Origin of the sequence: Streptomyces sp. PH10-H1 (genome assembly GCF_030063355.1) — a bacterium.
Taxonomy (GTDB): Bacteria; Actinomycetota; Actinomycetes; order Streptomycetales; family Streptomycetaceae; genus Actinacidiphila.
Window position 1 is genome coordinate 30,168 of sequence record NZ_JASISZ010000056.1, and the last position, 19,595, is coordinate 49,762.

The following is a 19,595-nucleotide window of genomic DNA, read 5'->3' on the forward strand; positions in this document are numbered from 1 at the left end:
GGGGGGTGCCCCCAAGTGGGGGGGGCCCGCAAACCAACCGGTCCCGGCCCCGCCCCATTCCATGCCAGGCCGAGCGGCAGGCGCTTACGCGTCCTTGGACAGGTTCGGCGTGGAGCCGCCGTGGCCGGCGGCCTCGATCGGCGGGGTGTCCGCGACCGTGACCTTCTCCTCGCCGCGGAAGGTGAACGTCTTCTCGTCACCCTCGCCCTCGGTGTCGACCACGACGATGTGACCGGCGCGCAGCTCGCCGAAGAGGATCTTCTCGGAGAGAATGTCCTCGATCTCCCGCTGGATGGTCCGGCGCAGCGGCCGGGCACCCATGACGGGGTCGTAGCCCTTCTTGCCGAGCAGCTTCTTGGCCTCGACGCTGAGCTCCAGGCCCATGTCGCGGTCCTTGAGGCGCTCGTCCACCTTGGTGATCATGAGGTCGACGATCTCCATGATGTCTCCCTCCGTCAGCTGGTGGAAGACGACGACATCGTCGACGCGGTTGAGGAACTCGGGCCGGAAGTGCTGCTTGAGCTCCTCGTTGACCTTCGTCTTCATCCGCTCGTACCCGGACTTGGAGTCACCCGTGGCCGCGAAGCCGAGGTTGAAGCCCTTGGAGATGTCCCGGGTGCCAAGGTTGGTCGTCATGATGATGACCGTGTTCTTGAAGTCCACGACCCGGCCCTGGGAGTCGGTCAGGCGGCCGTCCTCCAGGATCTGCAACAGCGAGTTGAAGATGTCGGGGTGGGCCTTCTCGACCTCGTCGAAGAGGACGACGGAGAACGGCTTGCGGCGCACCTTCTCGGTGAGCTGGCCGCCCTCTTCGTAGCCGACGTAGCCGGGAGGCGAGCCGAAGAGCCGCGAGACGGTGTGCTTCTCGCTGAACTCCGACATGTCGAGCTGGATGAGCGCGTCCTCGTCGCCGAAGAGGAACTCGGCGAGCGTCTTGGACAGCTCCGTCTTACCGACGCCGGACGGGCCGGCGAAGATGAACGAGCCGCCGGGACGCTTCGGGTCCTTGAGGCCCGCGCGGGTGCGCCGGATCGCCTGGGAGAGCGCCTTGATGGCGTCCTTCTGGCCGATGACGCGCTTGTGGAGCTCGTCCTCCATGCGCAGCAGACGCGAGGACTCCTCCTCGGTGAGCTTGAAGACCGGGATGCCGGTGGCCGTGGCCAGGACCTCCGCGATCAGCTCCTCGTCGACCTCGGCGACGACGTCCATGTCGCCGGCCTTCCACTCCTTCTCGCGCTTGCCCTTGGCGGCGAGGAGCTGCTTCTCCTTGTCGCGCAGCGAGGCGGCCTTCTCGAAGTCCTGCGAATCGATCGCGGACTCCTTCTCACGGCGCACATCGGCGATCTTCTCGTCGAATTCGCGGAGGTCCGGCGGCGCGGTCATCCGGCGAATGCGCATCCGGGAGCCGGCTTCGTCGATCAGGTCGATCGCCTTGTCCGGGAGGAAGCGGTCCGAGATGTAGCGGTCGGCCAGAGTGGCGGCGGCGACCAGGGCGGCGTCGGTGATCGACACACGGTGGTGTGCCTCGTACCGGTCGCGCAGACCCTTGAGGATCTCGATGGTGTGGGGCAGCGACGGCTCGGCGACCTGGATGGGCTGGAAGCGGCGCTCAAGGGCCGCGTCCTTCTCCAGGTGCTTGCGGTACTCGTCGAGCGTCGTGGCACCGATGGTCTGCAGCTCGCCTCGCGCCAGCATGGGCTTGAGGATGCTCGCGGCGTCGATCGCGCCCTCGGCGGCGCCCGCACCCACCAGGGTGTGGAGCTCGTCGATGAACAGGATGATGTCGCCGCGGGTGCGGATCTCCTTGAGGACCTTCTTCAGGCGCTCCTCGAAGTCACCGCGGTACCGGGAGCCGGCGACGAGGGCGCCGAGGTCCAGGGTGTAGAGCTGCTTGTCCTTGAGCGTCTCGGGGACTTCACCCTTGACGATCGCCTGGGCGAGGCCCTCGACGACGGCGGTCTTGCCGACGCCGGGCTCGCCGATGAGGACGGGGTTGTTCTTGGTGCGGCGGGACAGCACCTGCATGACCCGCTCGATCTCCTTCTCGCGCCCGATGACCGGGTCGAGCTTGGTTTCACGAGCGGCCTGCGTCAGGTTGCGGCCGAACTGGTCCAGGACCAGCGAGGTCGAGGGCGTGCCCTCGGCCGGGCCGCCGGCACCCGCCTGCTCCTTGCCGCCGCCGGAGTACCCGGACAGCAGCTGGATGACCTGCTGCCGGACCCGGTTCAGGTCGGCGCCGAGCTTCACGAGGACCTGGGCGGCGACGCCCTCGCCCTCGCGGATCAGACCGAGCAGGATGTGCTCGGTGCCGATGTAGTTGTGTCCGAGCTGAAGGGCCTCGCGGAGCGACAGCTCCAGGACCTTCTTGGCACGGGGGGTGAAGGGGATGTGACCCGACGGGGCCTGCTGGCCCTGCCCGATGATCTCCTCCACCTGCTGGCGGACCGCCTCGAGCGAAATCCCGAGGCTCTCCAGGGCCTTAGCGGCGACACCCTCACCCTCATGGATCAGGCCCAGGAGGATGTGCTCGGTGCCGATGTAGTTGTGGTTGAGCATCCGGGCTTCTTCCTGAGCCAGGACGACAACCCGCCGCGCGCGGTCGGTGAACCTCTCGAACATCGTTAATCGCTCCTCAGAGCGGTCGGGCAGTTAGGGGGCGGTCCCCTCCCTGTCCTTCCGCATGCTAGTCCCGACAGCGGGGCAGCTCACTTCAACCGTAGACACCCACCTGGGCCCTTTAGTCCCACGCAGCCGACAACAGCTCCAACCTGATGGTGCGAGACGATGTTCCCGCAGGCCAGGTGAATAGACCTTTATCGAGTACGCCCATGGCGAACGCCGACCCACTCGCCGCCGCGGTCGTCCCGTCCCACTAGGGCTTTCTTACCCGCTGGCACTGACATTCCATGCGACACACGGCCATCGGGTGCGCTACGGGCGAACAACCGTCCGCCCATTGGACACCCACGGTGGACACGGAGCGTACCCGGAGGGCGACTGCTCGTAACCCTTGTGCGCCACGGCAGTTGCATACGGCATGGGCTGGTACGAGCACGAGCTGGGTTGGCCGATCGCCGGTACGACGCCTCCGCACCTGGTCACCGGTGCGCGCTTCGACGCGCTGGAGGTGCCCGCCACGGTGGGCTTCGCCGCGCTGACCCGCTTCCCGCGGCCGGGCGAGCTGGGGCCCGTCGCCCTGGACGGACGGCGCGTCCGGATACTGGTGGCCGCGGGTACGGCGGAAGAATTGCCGGGGCTGCTCGAATGGCTGGAATGGAGCGGAATCCCGCTCGATCTGACCGCCCTGGGTGCGGGCGATCTGATGCGGGCGCCGGCCCATCCGGAATGGGGACGCCGGGAGGCCGCCTACGACCGGACCGCTCCGGTCTGGCTGCGGCCTCCCCAGCCGGGCTGCGAGGTGGAACCCACATTGCCGGCGATGTGTTTCACAGGGCGCTCCGGTACCGATGGTGTGGGGGGACCCATCGGCCTGGTGGCACTGGTCTCCGCTCTCGCGACGGCCTGCCACCGGGTCCGGCTGCTGGAGAATCAGCCGTGTTCCTTCTCGTATGCCTCGCGAATGGACGCGGGAACGCGGCCGCGGTCGTTGACCTCGTAGCCCTTTTCCTTCGCCCATGCACGGATCTTCGCGGTGTCCTGTCCCACGGAGCCGCCCCGCACAACCTTGGGGCCGCGGCCACGACCGACCCGGCCACCGGTCCTGCGACCGCCGTCCAGGTACGGAGTGAGCAGCCCGCGAAGCTTGTCCGCATTGGCAGTGGTGAGGTCGATCTCGTACGTCACTCCATCGAGTGCGAACGTGACGGTCTCATCCGCCTCGCCGCCGTCGAGGTCGTCAACAAGAAGGACCTGAACCTTCTGTGCCACCGGCTTCCCTTTCATCGAAAACGGATTAACGGTAAAAGCAAAGCGCCTTTTCCGGAAAAACACAAACCCCTTGCGCGAAGCGGTACACGATGCCAGTGCGCGTACCGGACATACCGGGACCCTCAGAGTTGCAGCAGCATGCGGCTGTTGCCCAAGGTGTTCGGTTTCACTCGCTCGAGGTCCAGGAACTCGGCCACTCCCTCGTCATTGGAACGCAGCAGCTCACCGAAGACATCACCGTCGACCGGGGTCTCGCCGATCTCGACGAAGCCGTGCTTCGCGAAGAAGTCGACTTCGAAGGTGAGACAGAAAATCCTGCGGACTCCGAGCCAGCGCGCGGTCTGCAAGAGCTTCGCCAGCACTTGATGTCCGACACCCTTCCCACGCTGTCCCGGATGAACCGCCAGCGTGCGGACCTCCGCAAGGTCTTCCCACATCACATGCAGTGCGCCGCACGCCACGACCGCGGCATCCTCGTCGCGTTCCGCCACCCAGAACTCCTGGATGTCCTCATAAAGAGTCACGGTGGGCTTGTCCAGCAGGATGCGATCGCGGACATATGAGTCCAGCAGACCGCGGACAGCCGGCACATCACTGGTCCTGGCCCTGCGGATGGTGACGTCATTTGATACGAGGGGCATGGCCGGACGCTATCGTTCGTCGGGCTCGGGAGGTGCAGAGGGGTCCACGGACTGCACTACGCGCATTGCGTCCCTGAGAGCTTCCCGCTGTTCCGGCGACATCATGCCGAAGAAGTGCACGAGGGCCGCGGCCGGGTTGTCACTCGCCGCCCAGGCTTCGTTCATGAGTGCGGCCGAGTATGCGGCTCTCGTGGATACCGCCTCATAGCGATAGGCGCGGCCTTCCGCCTCGCGGCGCAGCCAGCCCTTCTGGTGCAGGTTGTCCATTACGGTCATGACCGTCGTGTACGCGATGGAACGGTCCTGCTGCAGGTCTTCGAGCACTTCGCGAACGGTGACCGGGCGATTCCACTGCCACACCCTGGTCATGACGGCGTCTTCGAGGTCTCCCAATGGACGGGGCACTCTCGAATACTAGTGACAAATGCCAGGAATGCCGGTTATTTAGCGAGTCTCGTCGATGCCGGTCTGCCGGACCGACTCGGCCCGGGCGAACGCGGCGTCCACGGCCGCGTCCTCCTTGGCCTTGTTGACCCCGCCCTGGTTCTTGATGATCGTCACGACGAGACCGATGAAGAAGATCGCCATGACGATCGGCGGCACGAGCGCGGAAACGTAGTCCATGGCGTCCAGCGTAGCCAGGTCCACGGCGGCGCCGGACGGCGGCCACGCGGCCACCCGTCCGGCGCTCCGGTACGAGCCACGCGGTCAGGCCGTGCGGGCTTCCTCGTCGGGGGGCGTCGCACGGCGGCCCGGAGGGAACACCTCGGCGGGTGTGGGCACCCGGCGGCCGTGCTCGGGGTCGGACGGACCGGGAGCCGGAGCCGGCCGGGGAGCCGGCGCCGGGGCCGGAGCGGGCGCCGGAGCGGGGCGGGCGGGCTTGTCGGCGGCGGAGCCGACGAGGGCGGCCGGCAGGGGCGACTGCGTGCGGCCGCCGGGCAGGGCGAGCAGCCGTCCGCGGTCGGCGATCGTGGAGCGTCGGCGCGACATGGGCATATGGGCCTCCAGGCGGGCTCGTACATCGTGTTCGGCCAGGTCCTCGCAGCGGCGCAGCATGACGGTGCGGCGGCGGTGCTCGACCGTGCCGCAGGGCTGGCTGCGCAGCCGCCGAAGGGCCGCGAGGTCGTCGGGGCCCGGCACGTAGCCGGCGTCGAGGGCGTCCCGCAGACGCTCCAGATAGCCGGCGGTGGTGCCCGGGAGGGCTTCGCGATAGCGGGCCAGCTCCCCGAGGAGGAACGTCCGGAGCCGCCCGCCCTCGCTGACCGCTTCGTCCAGGGCCTCGGCGAGGCGGAGGAACTCCTGGAGGTCGTCGGGGACCGATGTCGTGGTGGCGGGTCGAAGGGCCGCTGCGAGGGCGCACCGGAACACACGCAGTTCGTCCGCGCTGAACGCCATGCCGCCCCGGGACCCGTGTGGCGTGGGCATGGAGTGACTTTAAGTGCTAAGCGGACAAAATTCACGTAACGACATGGCTGAATCCGCCCGGCCGCCTGTTTGTCCTCGAGCGCCGGACGGGCTGAATTCAGCCCGTCCGGCGCTCGAGGACAGCCACTAGCCGGTCGAGATATTCCGCTCATAGACCAGGCGCAAGCCGATCAGCGTCAGCCACGGCTCGTGCACATCGATGATCGACGCCTCGCCGAGGACCAGCGGGGCGAGGCCCCCGGTGGCGATGACCGTCACATCGTCCGGGTCGTCGGCGAGTTCCCTGGCCATGCGCTCGGCGACCCCGTCGACCTGGCCGGCGAAGCCGTAGAGGATGCCGGACTGCATCGCCTCGATGGTGTTCTTGCCGATGACGCTGCGCGGCCGGGCCAGCTCGATCTTGCGGAGCTGCGCACCGCGCACCCCGAGGGCGTCCACCGAGATCTCGATGCCCGGGGCGATGGCGCCGCCCATGTACTCACCGCGCACGGACACCGCGTCGAAGGTCGTCGCGGTGCCGAAGTCCACGACGATGCACGGGCCGTTGTACAGGTGCATGGCCGCGAGGGTGTTGACGATCCGGTCGGAGCCGACCTCCTTCGGGTGGTCCACCAGGATCGGAACGCCCGTCTTGATGCCCGGCTCGACGAGGACCGACGGGACGTCGCCGTAGTAGCGGCGGGTCACCTCACGCAGCTCGTGCAGGACCGCCGGCACCGTGGAGCAGATCGCGATGCCGTCGATGCCGTCGCCCAGCTCCATGCCGAGCAGCGGGTGCATGCCCATCAGGCCCTGCAGCAGGACCGCCCACTCGTCGGCGGTACGGCGCGAATCGGTGGAGATCCGCCAGTGCTCGACGATCTCCTCCGCGTCGAAGAGGCCCAGGACGGTGTGCGTATTGCCGACGTCGATGGTGAGCAGCATGGCGGGTCTCAGACCCCCGCGCGGAGGTCGAGGCCGATGTCGAGGATCGGCGAGGAGTGGGTGAGCGCGCCCACCGCCAGGAAGTCGACGCCGGTCTCGGCGTAGGCGCGGGCGGTGTCGAGGGTGAGGCGGCCCGAGGACTCCAGGAGGGCGCGGCCCGCGACGAACGCGACGGCCTCGGCGGTCCCGGCCGGGGTGAAGTTGTCGAGGAGGATCAGATCGGCGCCCGCCGCCACGACCTCGCGCACCTGCTCCATGGTGTCGACCTCGACCTCGACGGCCAGGTCGGGGAACTCGTCGCGGACCAGCTTGAACGCCTGCGCGACGCCACCGGCCGCCACCACGTGGTTGTCCTTGACCAGGGCCGCGTCCGACAGCGACATCCGGTGGTTGACGCCGCCGCCGCACCGCACCGCGTACTTCTCCAGGGCGCGCAGCCCCGGTGTCGTCTTGCGGGTGTCGCGGACCTCGGCCCCGGTGCCCTCCAGGACGTCCGCCCAGGCACGGGTCGCGGTCGCGATGCCGGAGAGCCGGCACAGCAGGTTGAGCGCGCTGCGCTCGCCCGTCAGCAGGTCACGGGTGCGGGTGCGGACCGTGAGCAGCACCTGGCCGGGCTCGACGCGGTCGCCGTCCTCGACATGCCGCTCGACCTCGAACTCGTCGGTGCACACGACCGACAGGACCGCCTCGGCGATCCGCAGGCCCGCGACGGTGCCGGCCTCGCGTGCGGTGAAGTCACCGGTGGCGAAGGCGTCCTCGGGGACGGTTGCGACGGTGGTGACGTCCACGCCCTGGTCGAGGTCCTCCTCGATCGCGATGTGCGCGATGTCCTCGACCTGAATCGGGTCGAGACCCGCGTCGACCAGCAGCTGCGCCAGGTCGGCGTCCAGGCCGCACTCCAGCGGGTCGTGCTCGTAGGTGGCCTCGTCGTCTCCGCAGCCGCACGCGTCACCGCAGCCGCCGGCGTCCTCGTCGGGCCGGCCGACGGGAATGCCGAATTTCGGCAGCGGAAGCAGAACGGGCTGGGGGCGGTCCGGCGTACTCACGAGAACTCCTTCGGGGCTGCGAGGGTCGTCCCCCGCGGGGTTGCGGCAGTCGCCGGCACGGCGTCCGCCGCGGCGTCGGCACGCACCGGCGGGAAGTCCGCCGTGTCGGTGGTGTGGACGGACAGGGTCCGGTCGGGCGTCAGGCGGACGACGAGGTGACGGCGCCACTGCGCATCGTCCCGGTCCGGCCGGTCCTCGCGCCAGTGGCAGCCACGAGTCTCCTCCCGGCGGCGGGCGGCCGCGACCAGAACCCGGGCCACCAGGCTCAGATTCGACGCTTCCCACGTCTCGACGCACGGCTCTGCGGTCTTGCCGTCGCGCTCCAGATCCTCGATCGCGGCGGTGTGGATGCGCTCCAGCGCGGAGGCCGCGCCGGCCAGGCTGGCGGCGCTGCGGAGCACACCCGCGCCCGCCGTCATGATCCGCTGGATCTCGTAGCGGGTCTCCGACGCCAGCAGCGGGGTGCGGGCCGGCGCGGGGACGACGGGGGCGCCCGGCGCGGTGGGGTCGGCGATGATGTCGGCCGCGATGCGCTCGGAGAAGACCAGCCCCTCCAGCAGCGAGTTGGAGGCCAGCCGGTTCGCGCCGTGCACGCCCGTACAGGCCACCTCGCCGCACGCGTACAGGCCCGGCACGGTGGTCCGGCCGAGCAGGTCGGTGCGTACGCCGCCGCTCGCGTAGTGCGCCGCGGGCGCGACGGGGATCGGCTCGGTCACCGGGTCGATGCCGTGGGCGCGGCAGGCGGCGAGGATCGTCGGGAAGCGCTCGGCCCACATCGTGGCGCCGAAGTGCCGGGCGTCGAGGAACATGTGCTCGGCGCCGGTCTCCTGCATGCGCCGCATGATGCCCTTGGCGACGATGTCGCGCGGCGCCAGTTCGGCCAGCTCGTGCTGGCCGGTCATGAACCGGATGCCCTCGGCGTCGACCAGGTACGCGCCCTCGCCGCGGACCGCCTCGGACACCAGCGGCTGCTGGCCCTCGGCATCCGGGCCCAGCCACAGCACGGTCGGGTGGAACTGCACGAACTCCAGATCGCTGACCTCGGCGCCGGCCCGCAGCGCGAGCGCCACGCCGTCGCCCGTCGAGACGGCCGGGTTCGTCGTGGCGGAGAAGACCTGGCCCATGCCGCCCGTCGCCAGCACCACGGCCTTGGCGTGCACGGCGCCGACACCGTCCCGCTGGCCCTCGCCCATGACGTGCAGCGTGACGCCCGCGGTACGGCCCGTCTCGTCGGTGAGCAGGTCGAGGACGAGCGCGTTCTCGACCGTCTCGATACCGGCGTCGCGGACGGCCTCCACCAGCGCGCGGGAGATCTCCGCGCCCGTGGCGTCGCCGCCCGCGTGGGCGATCCGGCGGCGGTGGTGGCCGCCCTCCCGGGTCAGCAGGATCTCACCGGTCTCGGCCGACCGGTCGAACCGCGCGCCGGTCGAGATGAGCCGGCGCACCGCGTCCGGGCCCTCTGTGACCAGAGCCCGCACGGCCGGCTCGTCACACAGTCCGGCGCCCGCGACCAGCGTGTCGTCCAGGTGCTGCTCGGGGGTGTCGCCCTCGCCGAGCGCCGCCGCGATGCCGCCCTGCGCCCAGCGCGTGGAGCCGTTGTCCATCTGCGCCTTCGTCACGACGACGACCTTCGCCCCGGCCGCGGCGCAGCGCAGCGCGGTGGTCAGGCCGGCGACGCCGGACCCGACGACGATCACATCGGCGGCGATCGCCCAGCCGGGGGCGGGGGCGTGCAACCGTATGCCGGTTCCGTTCATCGGGCGGCTCCGAATTCCAGGGGGATGTTGTCGATCAGCCGGGTCGTGCCGACCTTCGCGGCGACCGCGAGGATCGCGGGTCCGGTGTGGTCCGGGGACGCCTCGGTGAAGTCTGCGGGGTCGACGAGGTCCAGATAGTCGACGGCCAGGCCGTCTGCCGTCTCCAGCACTCTGCGCGCGGCCGCTCGTACGGCGTCGGGGCCCGCCTCGATCGTGTCCCGGCCCGCGAACAGGGCGCGCGACAGGGCGAGGGCGGTCTGTCTCCCTCCGTCGGAGAGATACCGGTTGCGGCTCGACAGGGCCAGGCCGTCGTCCTCGCGGACCGTGGGGACGCCCACGATCTCGGCCGGGAAGTTGAGGTCCGTCGCCATCCGGCGGATGAGCGCGAGCTGCTGGGCGTCCTTCTGTCCGAAGAAGGCGGTGGCCGGGGCGGTGAGGTGGAGCAGCTTCGCGACGACGGTCAGCATGCCGTCGAAGTGGCCGGGGCGGGAGGCGCCCTCGTAGCGCTCCCCCATCGGGCCCGCCGTGATCCGCACCTGCGGTTCGCCGCCGGGGTAGACCTCGTCGGCGGAGGGTGCGAAGACGATGTCGGCACCCGCCTCGGCCGCGAGCTTCACATCGGCGTCCAGGGTGCGCGGATAGCGGTCCAAGTCCTCGCCGGGGCCGAACTGCAGCGGATTGACGAAGACGGTGACGACCACCTCGCCGTCCATCCCCGCCTTTTCGCGCGCGGTGCGGATGAGGGTGGCGTGCCCCTCGTGGAGCGCGCCCATCGTCATCACCACGGCCCGCGGGCGGCCGTGCAGGGCGGCGGCGCGCAGCTCTTCCGCCGTCGTCATCAGGGGCGGCGTCGGTGTCATCGGGCGTCCCCGTCCGCGAGGACGTCGAGCAGCGCCTCGGCACGTTCCGGCTTGAGCATTCCGTTGGCCAGCGCACGGTCCGCGGTGGCCCGCGCCATCGCCAGATACGAGGCGACGGCCTGCGGGGAGTGCTTGCGCAGCTCCTCCAGATGGGCGGTGACGGTGCCCGCGTCACCGCGGGCGACGGGGCCGGTGAGGGCGCCGTCGCCGGAGCGCAGAGCATTGTCGAGGGCGGCGCCGAGCAGCGGTCCGAGCATGCGGCCCGGCTCCTCGACGCCGGCCGCGCGGAGCAGCTCCATGGACTGGGCGACCAGGGTGACCAGGTGGTTCGCGCCGATCGCGAGGCCCGCGTGATAGAGCGGGCGGGCCGCTTCCCCGATCCACTCGGGCTCGCCGCCCATTTCGATCACGAGCGCCTCGGCTGCCATCCGCAGCTCCTGGGGAGCAGTGACGCCGAAGGAGCAGCCGGCCAGCCGCTGCACGTCCACCGCGGTGCCGGTGAAGGTCATCGCGGGGTGCAGTGCGAGCGGCAGGGCGCCGGCCCGCAGCGCGGGGTCGAGCACGCCCGTCCCGTAACGGCCGGAGGTGTGCACGATCAGCTGGCCAGGACGTACGGCGCCGGTCTCGGCGAGCCCGGCGATCAGACCGGGCAGGGCGTCGTCGGGGACCGTCAGGAGGACGAGGTCCGCGCGCGCGAGCACCTCGGCGGGCTCCACCAGCGGTACGCCGGGCAGCAGGTCCGCCGCGCGGCGGCGCGACCGGTCGGAGACCGCCGACGCGGCGACCGGCCGGTGTCCTGCGAGCTTGAGGGCAGCGGCGAGCGCCGGTCCGACCCGGCCCGCGCCGACGACGCCGACGGTGAGGCGGGCGGGGCGCGCCTCCGCTTCGGAGGGCATGGGGCCCGGGGTATGCGATGCGTTCACGCTGCGCTGGCCTTCCGTTCCAGTCCTGAGCGGTACCGGACGTTCTCGTCAATGCTACGCGAATGCTTCCGGCCTTCCTCAGGGGTCCGGTGCGTGGACGGAGCGCGGCCCGATCGCTGCCCTGTCGCTGCCCGAGCGCAGCCGGACCCGGCCCGGACCCGGGCCGGGAAAAGTCCTCGGCGGGCGGGGCCGCGGTGGGGCAGGATCGATGGCATGGCCAACGCGAGCGAAGACGAGAAGACAGCCCGCCTGGCGGCTGTGCGGGCATGCGACCGGGTGCTGTCCACCGGGAAGCGGCCGCTGATGCGGGAGCGGCTGGATCGGCTGGTGGCCGAGGGCGCGGCCGCCCACGACCTGGACAGCCCCACCGACATGTACGGCGACGGAATCGTCGCCACGCTGGAGCAGCGGGTGGCGGGGCTGCTGGGCACCGAGGCCGCGGCGTTCTTCCCGACCGGGACGATGGCGCAGCAGGTGGCCCTGCGGTGCTGGGCGGGCCGGACCGGCAACCCGACGGTCGCGATGCACCCGCTGGCGCATCCGGAGGTGCATGAGCGCGACGCCGTCTCGGTGGTGAGCGGGCTGCGCACCGTCCATCCGACGACCGCGCCCCGGCTGCCGAGCGCGGACGAGATCCGGGATCTCGACGAGCCGTTCGGCACGCTGATGCTCGAACTGCCGCTGCGGGACGCGGGCTTCCAGCTGCCGACGTGGGAGGAGCTGACCGCGACGGTGGCGGCCGCGCGCGAGCGCGACGCCGTGGTGCACTTCGACGGGGCGCGACTGTGGGAGTGCCCACCGCACTTCGAGCGGTCGCTGTCGGAGATCGCGGACCTCGCGGACAGCGTGTACGTGTCGTTCTACAAGTCGCTGGGCGGGATCTCGGGCGCGGTCCTCGCCGGACCCACCGACCTGGTCGCGGAGGCGAAGGCCTGGCGGCACCGGTACGGCGGGCTGCCGTTCGAGCAGTTCCCGACGGCGCTGGCGGCGCTCGCGGGACTGGACGACGTACTGCCGCGCCTGCCGTCGTACGTGGCGCACGCGAAGGTCGTCGCGGAGGGGCTGCGGGCCGGTTTCGCGGGCGCGGTGCCGTTCTTCCGGATCAATCCCGAGGTGCCGTTCACCCACCAGTTCCAGGTGTGGCTGCCGTTCCCGGCCGCGTCGCTGGACGCGGCCGGGCTGCGCCAGGCGACGGAGACGAAGTCCGTCGTGTTCGGGAAGTGGTTCGACACCGAGGTGCCGGGGATGTCGGTGACCGAGGTGACGGTGGCCGAATCGGCGCTGGAGTGGACGGCGGACGATGTCGCGGATGGGGTGGCCGCCTTCGTGGAGCGGCTCCCGGCAAGCTGAACGCGCCGTCGCGTGCTGTCTTCCGTCCCGCCGTCGCCCTTCTGTCGCCCCGCCGTCCGTAGCTCCGCCGTCACTCCCCCGCGACGCGCAGCAGCAGCTTGCCCGTGGTGGTGCGGGTGTCCATGAGGCGGTGCGCCTCGGCGGCCTCTTCCAGCGGGAATTCAGCGGTGACCGGCAGTTCTACCGTGCCGCCCGCGACGAGCAGGAAGGCCTTGTCGGCGATCGCGCGCAGCGCCTCGGGCTCGTTCTCGGCGAGGGTGAGGATCGAGAAGCCGGCCACCGACAGGCCGCGCGGGTAGAGCTCGGGCTGGCCGAGCTGCCAGGGGGCGGCACCGCCCGCGTTGCCGAAGGAGACGAGCCGGCCGAAGAGCGCGAGCGACTCCAGGCTGCGGCGGAGGGTCTCGCCGCCGACCGGGTCGAGGGCGAGGTCGACACCGCGCCCGCCGGTGGCGAGCCGGACGTCCGCCGTGAAGTCGTCACCGACGAACACCTTGTCGTAGCCGTACTTGAGCGCTTCCTCGGCCTTCTCCGGCCGCGATACGACGCCGTAGACGGCGGCCGCCCCACCGATCCTGGCGAGCTGCCCCGCGACCGTGCCGATGCCGCCGGCCGCGCCCTGAATCAGTACTGTCTCGCCCGCGCGCAGCCGGCCGACCTCGTGCAGCAGCCCGTAAACGCTGGGGAGAACGGTCGGCAGGGTGGCGCCCGTGCGCAGGGGCACACCCTCGGGAAGGGCGAAAACGGTGGCGGCGGGGGCGGCGACGACCTCCGCGTAACCGCTGTGCGGGGTCAGAGCGGCGACCTGTTGACCGGCGAGCAGGCCCTCGACGCCGGCGCCGACGGCGCGGATCCGGCCGGAGACCTCCAGTCCGGGGCGGAAGGGCAGGGACGGTACGCGGTAGCCGTCGGCGCGGGCCTTGGTGTCGGCGAAGTTGACGCCGGTGTAGGCCACGTCGATGGTCACCTCACCGGGTCCTGGCTCCGGAACGGGGACCTCGGTCACCTGGAGGACCTCGGGTCCGCCGAACTCTCCGAATTCGATCGCGCGCATGGCTGCCGTCCCTCGCTAGACTGTTCAATGAAAAGCGAACAACTTGAGTGTATGGTTTTCATCGAACACTCTGCAAGGGGGTTCCGAGGAAGGACATCCGATGGGTCCACGGACCGAACCCGAGCACACCCACCCCGACGACGTGCCCGTACAGACCGCGCTCGCCGCCCTCGCCGACCCGGTACGTATCCAGCTCGTGCGCGAACTGGCGGGCGCGGGTGACTGGGAGCGGGCCTGCGGCACCTTCGACGTGCCCATCGGCAAGGCGGCGCTCAGCCACCACTTCGCCGTACTGCGCACGGCCGGCCTGATCGAGCAGCGCGACCAGGGGGCCCGGCGCGTGAACCGGCTGCGCCGCGAGGAGTTCGACCAGCGCTTCCCCGGCCTGCTGGCGCTGGTCCTGCGCGACAAGGGGTAGCCCCGGGTCACGAGGGGCGGCCCGGCCCCACGGGAAGCGGCCCGGCCTACTGGCCGCCCGTGCCGGCCCGCACCAGACCCGTCTCGTACGCCATGACCACGGCCTGCACCCGGTCGCGCAGCTCGAGCTTGGTGAGGATCCGGCCGACGTGAGTCTTCACCGTGGCCTCGGACAGCACCAGTTTCCGCGCGATCTCACCGTTCGACAGGCCCTGGGCGACGAGCAGCAGCACCTCGCGCTCACGCTCGGTCAGCCGGTTCACCGCCGTGTTGTCCGGCGCGCCGGAGCTCGGCAGCATCGGGGTGAAGCGGTCCAGCAGACGGCGCGTGGTACTCGGGGCGACGACCGCGTCACCGCTGTGGACGGAGCGGATCGCGGCCAGCAGCTCGTCCGGCGGCACGTCCTTGAGCATGAAGCCGCTGGCACCCGCCTTGAGCGCCGAGAAGGCGTACTCGTCCAGGTCGAAGGTGGTGAGGATCAGGACGCGCGGGCCGCCGTCGTCCGGCTTGCGGTTCGGGCCGCCGCAGATCAGACGGGTGGCCTCGACACCGTCGAGCCGGGGCATACGGACGTCCATCAGCACCACGTCCACCTTGGTGACGCTCAGCACCTCCACCGCCTCCGCGCCGTCGCCCGCCTCCGCGACGACCTCCATGTCGGGCTGCGCCTGCAGCACCATGCGGAAACCGGTGCGCAGCAGCACCTGGTCGTCGACGAGCATTACGCGGATCGCCATCGTGTTCTGGTCCTCTTCTTCTGGGAGTCGGCTCTCGGAGTCGGCTCTCGGAGTCGGCGGGCGGAGTCGGCGGGCGGTACGCCGTCAGTGTCCCGTCTTGAGTGGCAGTGCGGCGCTGATCCGGAAGCCGCCGCCGGGCCGCGGTCCGGCCTCCAGCGTGCCGCCGATCATGCCGATGCGCTCGCGCATCCCGATCAGGCCCTGCCCGAGGCCGTCCTGGCCGCCGTCCTCGTACAGCTCGTGCTGGGCACCGCGGCCGTCGTCCTCGATGAGCAGGCCGAGCTCGGTATCCGCGAAGGCGAGCCGGACCGTGGCGGTGGCGTCCGTGCCGGCGTGCTTACGGGTGTTGGTCAGCGCCTCCTGGACGATGCGGAACGCCGTGAGTTCCACGCCGCTGGAGAGCGGGCGCGCCTCACCGGTCACCTCGAACCGGACCGGCAGGCCGGCGCCGCGCACCTGCTCGATGAGTTCGGAGAGCTGCTCGACACCGGGCTGCGGGACGTACTCCCCACCGCTGTCGTCGCTGGAGCGCAGCAGGCCGAGCAGCCGGCGCATCTCGGCCAGCGCCTGGCGGCCGGTGCTGGAGATCGTCGCCAGAGCCTGCTTGGCCTGCTCGGGCGAGGCGTCCAGGACATAGGCGGCGCCGTCCGCCTGCACCACCATCACCGACACGTTGTGCGCCACGACGTCGTGCAGCTCGCGGGCTATACGGGCCCGCTCGGCGGCGACCGCGGCCTTGGACTGCGCCTCGCGCTCCCGCTGGAGGCGGGCGGCGCGCTCCTCCAGCTGGGCGTAGTAGGCGCGGCGGGTACGGAGACTGTCGCCGATCACCCAGGCGAGGGCGAAGGGCACCGACACGAAGATCACCTGGGCGACGCCCACCCAGGTGTTCGGCGCGGGGTTCTCCTGCGGCCAGCGCAGCGTCGAGATCGGCGAGGCGCTCAGACCGCCGACGAGCGAGAGCCGGGAGGCCCAGCGGGCGCCGTTGGCGGCGGCGGTGTAGATGGCGACCAGCATCGCGAAGTCACCGGGATTGACCCGGACGTTCAGCACGACCTGGGCGATGCCGATGGCTATGACCAGCAGCAGCACGCTCTCCGGCGCGCGGCGGCGCAGTGCGACGACGGCGCTCAGCCCGAACGAGACCGGGATGGCGGCCAGCCGCGCGACCCGTGAGGTCTGGCTGTCCTCCAGGACCCACAGCGCGTTGATCCCGAGCAGGACGAGAGCCCAGAAGCTGTCGACCCACGTCGGGTGTCTGCGGAGAAAGGAGTAGAGGCGCTGCACATTACCCAGCGTATGCAGGGGAATGGCGGTCCGGGGTCAACCGTCAGAGCGATCTCGGGTACTCCGCAGGGTGGAGGTGACCCCCCTCGAACCCGGCATTGGTCCCGTTCCTGACCTGCTTGGTCCCGGTTCAGCCCGGTATCACCCCGGAATCGTCCCTCACCGGACTCAGGGGGTCGCGACCGGACGAAGGGGGTCCCCGACCGGTTTCCCGCGGTTCTCGACCGGATCACGAGGGGTTTGGCCGGATCACGGGGGGCTCGGCCGGATCACGAGGGCCGGGGGCACCCCGCGGCTCAGCCCGCGCGGCGGTGGTTGCGCGAGCGGGAGCGCTTCTCCATGTACATGCGCTGGTCGGCGGAGTGCAGGATCTCGTCGGCGGTCATGCCGCAGCCGGCCCAGCCGATGCCGAAACTGGCGCCGACGCGTACGGCGCGGCCGTCGACGCGGATGGGCGGGACGATCGCGTTGCGCAGCCGGACCGATAGGTCCTGCGCGTCGGCGGGACCGAGGCCGTCGGCGAGGACGACGAACTCGTCGCCGCCGAGACGGGCGACGGTGTCGCCGTCGCGGACCACGCTGGCGAGCCGCCGGGCGACCTCGATCAGGACCGCGTCACCCGCGTGGTGGCCGAACCGGTCGTTGATCGACTTGAAGCCGTCCAGGTCGCAGAAGAGCACCGCCAGGCCCTTGCTGCCCGAGTCGGGGCTCTCGTCCGGCGCCGAGGTGTGGGTGTGGAGGTCGTAGCCGCCGACCGCTCCCATGGGGGTGGCCATCTCGTCGGGGCCGAAGCCGTAGCTGAACGCGAACTCGTCGGGAGCGGCGTCGGACACCGCGTCGTCGGGTCTGGAACAGAGCCGGCTGGAGAGCCGGGCGCGCAGTTCCGCGCTGTTGGGCAGGCCGGTGAGGGAGTCGTGGCTGGCGCGGTGGGCGAGCTGCATCTCGCGGCCCTTGCGCTCCTCGATGTCCTCCACGTGGGTCAGCAGGAAGCGCGGGCCGTCCGCCGTGTCGGCGACGACGGAGTTGCGCAGCGAGACCCAGACGTAGCTGCCGTCGCGGCGGGCGAGGCGCAGCTCGGCCCGGCCGCCCTCGGCGGAGGTCCGCAGCAGCAGGCCGACGTCCTCGGGGTGGACGAGGTCGGAGAAGGAGTAGCGGCGCATCACGGAGGCCGGGCGGCCCAGCAGCCGGCACAGCGCGTCGTTGGCCCGCAGCAGCTTGCCGTGCTGGTCCCCGCCCATCTCGGCGATGGCCATGCCGCTGGGCGCGTACTCGAACGCCTGCCGGAAACTCTCCTCGCTGGCGCGCAGCGCCTGCTGGTCGCGCTCCAGACGGACCAGGGCCCGCTGCATGTTGGCGCGCAGCCGGGCGTTGCTGATCGCGATGGCGGCCTGGAAGGCGTACATCTGGAGCGCTTCGCAGCCCCAGGGGCCCGGGTGCCGGCCGTTGGTGGGCCTGTCGACGGAGATGACGCCGATCAGCTCGCCGCCGATGTTCGCGGAGGCGTACATCGGGGCGTAGAGCCGGTCATTGGGGTGCCACTCGTCGGGAAAACGGGGCGGGGGGCCGTCGGTGTGCCACTGCGGGACGTCGTCGTCGACCAGGACCCAGCCCTCGGTGTGCGGTATGAACCGCAGCATCCCCCAGCGCTCGCCCATGTTCAGCCGGCGTTCCCATGAGGCACGGGAGCCGACGCGGCCGGCGAGCAGTGACTCGGCGGCGGCGCTTCCCGCGAAGGCCGCGACGACCAGATCGCCGTCCGGACGTACCAGGTTCACGGCGGCGAGCTCGTAGCCCAGCCCGTTGACCACCCCATCGGCCACAGCCTGCAGGGTGTCGGCGAGACTGCGTGCCGTATTGAGGTCTGCGACGACCTGGTGCAGCTGACGCAGGGTCGCGAGACGGACATACGGCTCCGACTCGGTGTCCATGCCTCTCTCCGAGCCCTCGACAGCAACTCCTGGGATTTCTTATCGTCCGATTGCCACGGCAACTGAATCACAGGGAGCAGTTCGCCCGGTACACAGGGTCAACAATTCCTGCCCCTTGTGACTCAAGTCACAGGAGTTTGTCCCAGGTTGACCACGGAGCGTACGGCTTTGGGCTTAGGCCGGCCCGGCGGCGGCCCAGGACCCGCGCGGAACCTGCCTGGTCCTGAGGCCCGATGCGCGGGGTTGTGGCGGGGCCGTACCGTCCTTGATGTGCTTCAGTCATCCGCTGTCCCCCATCCTGGGATCATGGCCCACCCCGACGACTTCCGCGCCGCGATGGCCCGCCTCGCGGCCGGCGTCGTCCTCGTCACCGCCCACGACCCGGAGGACGGGCCCAGGGGCGAGGACGTCGGCATGACGGCCACGGCCTTCCTGTCCGTCTCGCTCGAACCGCCGATGGTCCTGGTGAGCGTCCGCAACGACTCGCGGATGGACGATCTGCTGGAGCGGCAGCCGCTGTGGGCGGCATCCGTGCTCAGCGAGAGCCAGCGGCATATCGCGGGGCGCTTCGCGATGCGCGGGCGGATCAGCGACCGGCTGCTCTTCGAGGACGTGGCGTACTACCGGGGCCCGGAATCAGGTGCGCCGATACTCGGCGGGGCGCTCTCCGTGCTGGAGTGCCACACGGAACAGCGCGTGACGGCCGGGGACCACACCCTCATCATCGGACGCGTGCTCACCGCACGGACGCCGAGTGCCGAGGGCTCTCCGCTGGTGTACTTCAAGGGCCGCTACCGGCAGCTGGGTTAGCGGGCGCGGCCCAGGCGTCGGCCCCAGGCGCGATACGGGGCCGGCTCGGCGCCGGTCCCAGGTGTGAGACGGGGCCCGCCCCGGGATCAGTCCCAGCTGCGCTGGTCGCGGCCCTTCTTGGTCTCGCCGCGCTGCTTCTTGTGCCGCAGTCGGCGTTCGTTGATACCGCGCGGGATCTTGGTCGGGCGGCGCGGCTTCGGCGGCGGGGCCGTGGCGGTGGCCAGGACCGACGCCATCCGCGCGAGGGCCGTCTCCCGGTTGCGCCACTGGGAGCGGTGCTCGGACGCCTTGACCGTCAGCACCCCCGCGACGAGCTTGCCCGCGAGGCGCTCCAGCGCCCGGTCCTTCCACACCGGCGGCAGGGACTCCGTGCCGGCGAGGTCGAAGCGCAACTCGACCTGGCTGTCGCTGGTGTTGACATGCTGACCGCCCGGCCCCGACGACCTGGAGAAACGCCACAGGAGCTCGGCCTCCGGGACGGAGACCGAACCGCGAATGACAAGGGGTCCGGACATGCGTCCTATGATCCCGTGTTCCGGCGGCTCCCGTCA

Annotated in this window: 20 protein-coding genes; 4 read left to right on the plus strand and 16 right to left on the minus strand. The window is 70.9% G+C overall.

Annotated features, from left to right (window positions below; genetic code table 11):
- Positions 1-84 precede the first annotated feature (84 nt).
- Positions 85-2,619, minus strand: a complete 2,535-nt coding sequence (locus QMK24_RS28410) for an ATP-dependent Clp protease ATP-binding subunit (RefSeq protein WP_283469658.1) — start codon at positions 2,617-2,619, stop codon at positions 85-87.
- A gap of 418 nt (positions 2,620-3,037) precedes the next feature.
- Here QMK24_RS28410 and QMK24_RS28415 point away from each other — a divergent pair, with 418 nt between their 5' ends.
- Complete coding sequence (locus tag QMK24_RS28415) at positions 3,038-3,619, plus strand: SCO3374 family protein (protein WP_283469659.1); 582 nt, start codon at positions 3,038-3,040, stop codon at positions 3,617-3,619.
- On the opposite strand, the gene QMK24_RS28420 is transcribed toward QMK24_RS28415, so the two are convergent.
- From QMK24_RS28420 to QMK24_RS28465, 10 genes are all read right to left on the minus strand, one after another.
- A complete protein-coding gene (locus QMK24_RS28420; RefSeq protein ID WP_283469660.1) occupies positions 3,550-3,888 on the minus strand; it encodes a histone-like nucleoid-structuring protein Lsr2 in 339 nt (112 codons plus the stop codon). The genes QMK24_RS28415 and QMK24_RS28420 overlap by 70 nt on opposite strands.
- Positions 3,889-4,010: 122 nt before the next feature.
- Entirely contained in the window at positions 4,011-4,529 is a 519-nt protein-coding gene (locus QMK24_RS28425; RefSeq protein WP_283469661.1) for an amino-acid N-acetyltransferase, read from the minus strand.
- A gap of 9 nt (positions 4,530-4,538) precedes the next feature.
- Positions 4,539-4,934 carry a BlaI/MecI/CopY family transcriptional regulator gene (locus tag QMK24_RS28430; protein WP_283469662.1) on the minus strand — a complete coding sequence of 132 codons (396 nt, stop codon included), beginning with the start codon at positions 4,932-4,934 and terminating at the stop codon, positions 4,539-4,541.
- 39 nt (positions 4,935-4,973) lie between these two features.
- A complete protein-coding gene (locus tag QMK24_RS28435; protein WP_283469663.1) occupies positions 4,974-5,153 on the minus strand; it encodes a hypothetical protein in 180 nt (59 codons plus the stop codon).
- An 84-nt stretch (positions 5,154-5,237) separates the two neighbouring features.
- Positions 5,238-5,954 carry a hypothetical protein gene (locus QMK24_RS28440; RefSeq protein WP_283469664.1) on the minus strand — a complete coding sequence of 239 codons (717 nt, stop codon included), beginning with the start codon at positions 5,952-5,954 and terminating at the stop codon, positions 5,238-5,240.
- Positions 5,955-6,080: 126 nt separating this feature from the next.
- Positions 6,081-6,878: a type III pantothenate kinase gene (locus tag QMK24_RS28445; RefSeq protein ID WP_283469665.1), complete on the minus strand. Its 798-nt coding sequence runs from the start codon at positions 6,876-6,878 to the stop codon at positions 6,081-6,083.
- An 8-nt stretch (positions 6,879-6,886) separates the two neighbouring features.
- Complete coding sequence (nadC, locus tag QMK24_RS28450) at positions 6,887-7,924, minus strand: carboxylating nicotinate-nucleotide diphosphorylase (RefSeq protein ID WP_283469666.1); 1,038 nt, start codon at positions 7,922-7,924, stop codon at positions 6,887-6,889.
- Positions 7,921-9,681 carry an L-aspartate oxidase gene (locus QMK24_RS28455; RefSeq protein WP_283469667.1) on the minus strand — a complete coding sequence of 587 codons (1,761 nt, stop codon included), beginning with the start codon at positions 9,679-9,681 and terminating at the stop codon, positions 7,921-7,923. The genes nadC and QMK24_RS28455 overlap by 4 nt, the downstream gene beginning before the upstream one ends.
- On the minus strand, positions 9,678-10,541 hold the full coding sequence (gene panC / locus QMK24_RS28460; protein ID WP_283469668.1) for a pantoate--beta-alanine ligase: 864 nt from the start codon (positions 10,539-10,541) through the stop codon (positions 9,678-9,680). Before panC ends, QMK24_RS28455 begins: the two co-directional genes overlap by 4 nt.
- A complete protein-coding gene (locus tag QMK24_RS28465) occupies positions 10,538-11,437 on the minus strand; it encodes a Rossmann-like and DUF2520 domain-containing protein (RefSeq protein WP_502962662.1) in 900 nt (299 codons plus the stop codon). The genes panC and QMK24_RS28465 overlap by 4 nt, the downstream gene beginning before the upstream one ends.
- Before the next feature lie 240 nt (positions 11,438-11,677).
- Here QMK24_RS28465 and QMK24_RS28470 point away from each other — a divergent pair, with 240 nt between their 5' ends.
- On the plus strand, positions 11,678-12,814 hold the full coding sequence (locus QMK24_RS28470) for a threonine aldolase family protein (protein WP_283469670.1): 1,137 nt from the start codon (positions 11,678-11,680) through the stop codon (positions 12,812-12,814).
- A gap of 70 nt (positions 12,815-12,884) precedes the next feature.
- Here the strand turns inward: QMK24_RS28470 and QMK24_RS28475 are convergent, their stop codons facing one another.
- Positions 12,885-13,865, minus strand: a complete 981-nt coding sequence (locus tag QMK24_RS28475; RefSeq protein ID WP_283469671.1) for a quinone oxidoreductase family protein — start codon at positions 13,863-13,865, stop codon at positions 12,885-12,887.
- Between the two features lie 100 nt (positions 13,866-13,965).
- On the opposite strand from QMK24_RS28475, the gene QMK24_RS28480 reads away from it, so the two are divergent.
- Complete coding sequence (locus QMK24_RS28480; RefSeq protein ID WP_283469672.1) at positions 13,966-14,283, plus strand: ArsR/SmtB family transcription factor; 318 nt, start codon at positions 13,966-13,968, stop codon at positions 14,281-14,283.
- Between the two features lie 46 nt (positions 14,284-14,329).
- Here the strand turns inward: QMK24_RS28480 and QMK24_RS28485 are convergent, their stop codons facing one another.
- The 3 genes from QMK24_RS28485 to cdgB form a co-directional block, all read right to left on the minus strand.
- A complete protein-coding gene (locus tag QMK24_RS28485; protein WP_283469673.1) occupies positions 14,330-15,019 on the minus strand; it encodes a response regulator in 690 nt (229 codons plus the stop codon).
- An 84-nt stretch (positions 15,020-15,103) separates the two neighbouring features.
- Positions 15,104-16,306, minus strand: a complete 1,203-nt coding sequence (locus QMK24_RS28490; protein ID WP_283469674.1) for a sensor histidine kinase — start codon at positions 16,304-16,306, stop codon at positions 15,104-15,106.
- A gap of 296 nt (positions 16,307-16,602) precedes the next feature.
- Entirely contained in the window at positions 16,603-18,234 is a 1,632-nt protein-coding gene (gene cdgB, locus QMK24_RS28495; protein ID WP_283469675.1) for a diguanylate cyclase CdgB, read from the minus strand.
- A gap of 306 nt (positions 18,235-18,540) precedes the next feature.
- Between cdgB and QMK24_RS28500 the strand changes: the two genes are divergently transcribed.
- On the plus strand, positions 18,541-19,044 hold the full coding sequence (locus tag QMK24_RS28500; protein WP_283469676.1) for a flavin reductase family protein: 504 nt from the start codon (positions 18,541-18,543) through the stop codon (positions 19,042-19,044).
- A gap of 86 nt (positions 19,045-19,130) precedes the next feature.
- Here QMK24_RS28500 and arfB read toward each other — a convergent pair whose 3' ends face one another.
- Positions 19,131-19,559: an alternative ribosome rescue aminoacyl-tRNA hydrolase ArfB gene (gene arfB, locus QMK24_RS28505; protein WP_283469677.1), complete on the minus strand. Its 429-nt coding sequence runs from the start codon at positions 19,557-19,559 to the stop codon at positions 19,131-19,133.
- Between the last annotated feature and the right edge of the window lie 36 nt (positions 19,560-19,595).

Bases quoted from the DNA above. Each gene is read 5' to 3' on its own strand.
- QMK24_RS28415 (WP_283469659.1), top strand. From the start codon at position 3,038: ATGGGCTGGTACGAGCACGAGCTGGGTTGGCCGATCGCCGGTACGACG.
- QMK24_RS28435 (WP_283469663.1), bottom strand. From the start codon at position 5,153: ATGGACTACGTTTCCGCGCTCGTGCCGCCGATCGTCATGGCGATCTTC.
- QMK24_RS28480 (WP_283469672.1), top strand. From the start codon at position 13,966: ATGGGTCCACGGACCGAACCCGAGCACACCCACCCCGACGACGTGCCC.
- QMK24_RS28470 (WP_283469670.1), top strand. From the start codon at position 11,678: ATGGCCAACGCGAGCGAAGACGAGAAGACAGCCCGCCTGGCGGCTGTG.
- QMK24_RS28475 (WP_283469671.1), bottom strand. From the start codon at position 13,865: ATGCGCGCGATCGAATTCGGAGAGTTCGGCGGACCCGAGGTCCTCCAG.
- QMK24_RS28500 (WP_283469676.1), top strand. From the start codon at position 18,541: ATGGCCCACCCCGACGACTTCCGCGCCGCGATGGCCCGCCTCGCGGCC.
- QMK24_RS28425 (WP_283469661.1), bottom strand. From the start codon at position 4,529: ATGCCCCTCGTATCAAATGACGTCACCATCCGCAGGGCCAGGACCAGT.
- QMK24_RS28440 (WP_283469664.1), bottom strand. From the start codon at position 5,954: ATGCCCACGCCACACGGGTCCCGGGGCGGCATGGCGTTCAGCGCGGAC.
- arfB (WP_283469677.1), bottom strand. From the start codon at position 19,559: ATGTCCGGACCCCTTGTCATTCGCGGTTCGGTCTCCGTCCCGGAGGCC.
- panC (WP_283469668.1), bottom strand. From the start codon at position 10,541: ATGACACCGACGCCGCCCCTGATGACGACGGCGGAAGAGCTGCGCGCC.
- QMK24_RS28485 (WP_283469673.1), bottom strand. From the start codon at position 15,019: ATGGCGATCCGCGTAATGCTCGTCGACGACCAGGTGCTGCTGCGCACC.
- QMK24_RS28465 (WP_502962662.1), bottom strand. From the start codon at position 11,437: ATGCCCTCCGAAGCGGAGGCGCGCCCCGCCCGCCTCACCGTCGGCGTC.
- QMK24_RS28410 (WP_283469658.1), bottom strand. From the start codon at position 2,619: ATGTTCGAGAGGTTCACCGACCGCGCGCGGCGGGTTGTCGTCCTGGCT.
- QMK24_RS28455 (WP_283469667.1), bottom strand. From the start codon at position 9,681: ATGAACGGAACCGGCATACGGTTGCACGCCCCCGCCCCCGGCTGGGCG.
- cdgB (WP_283469675.1), bottom strand. From the start codon at position 18,234: ATGGACACCGAGTCGGAGCCGTATGTCCGTCTCGCGACCCTGCGTCAG.
- QMK24_RS28445 (WP_283469665.1), bottom strand. From the start codon at position 6,878: ATGCTGCTCACCATCGACGTCGGCAATACGCACACCGTCCTGGGCCTC.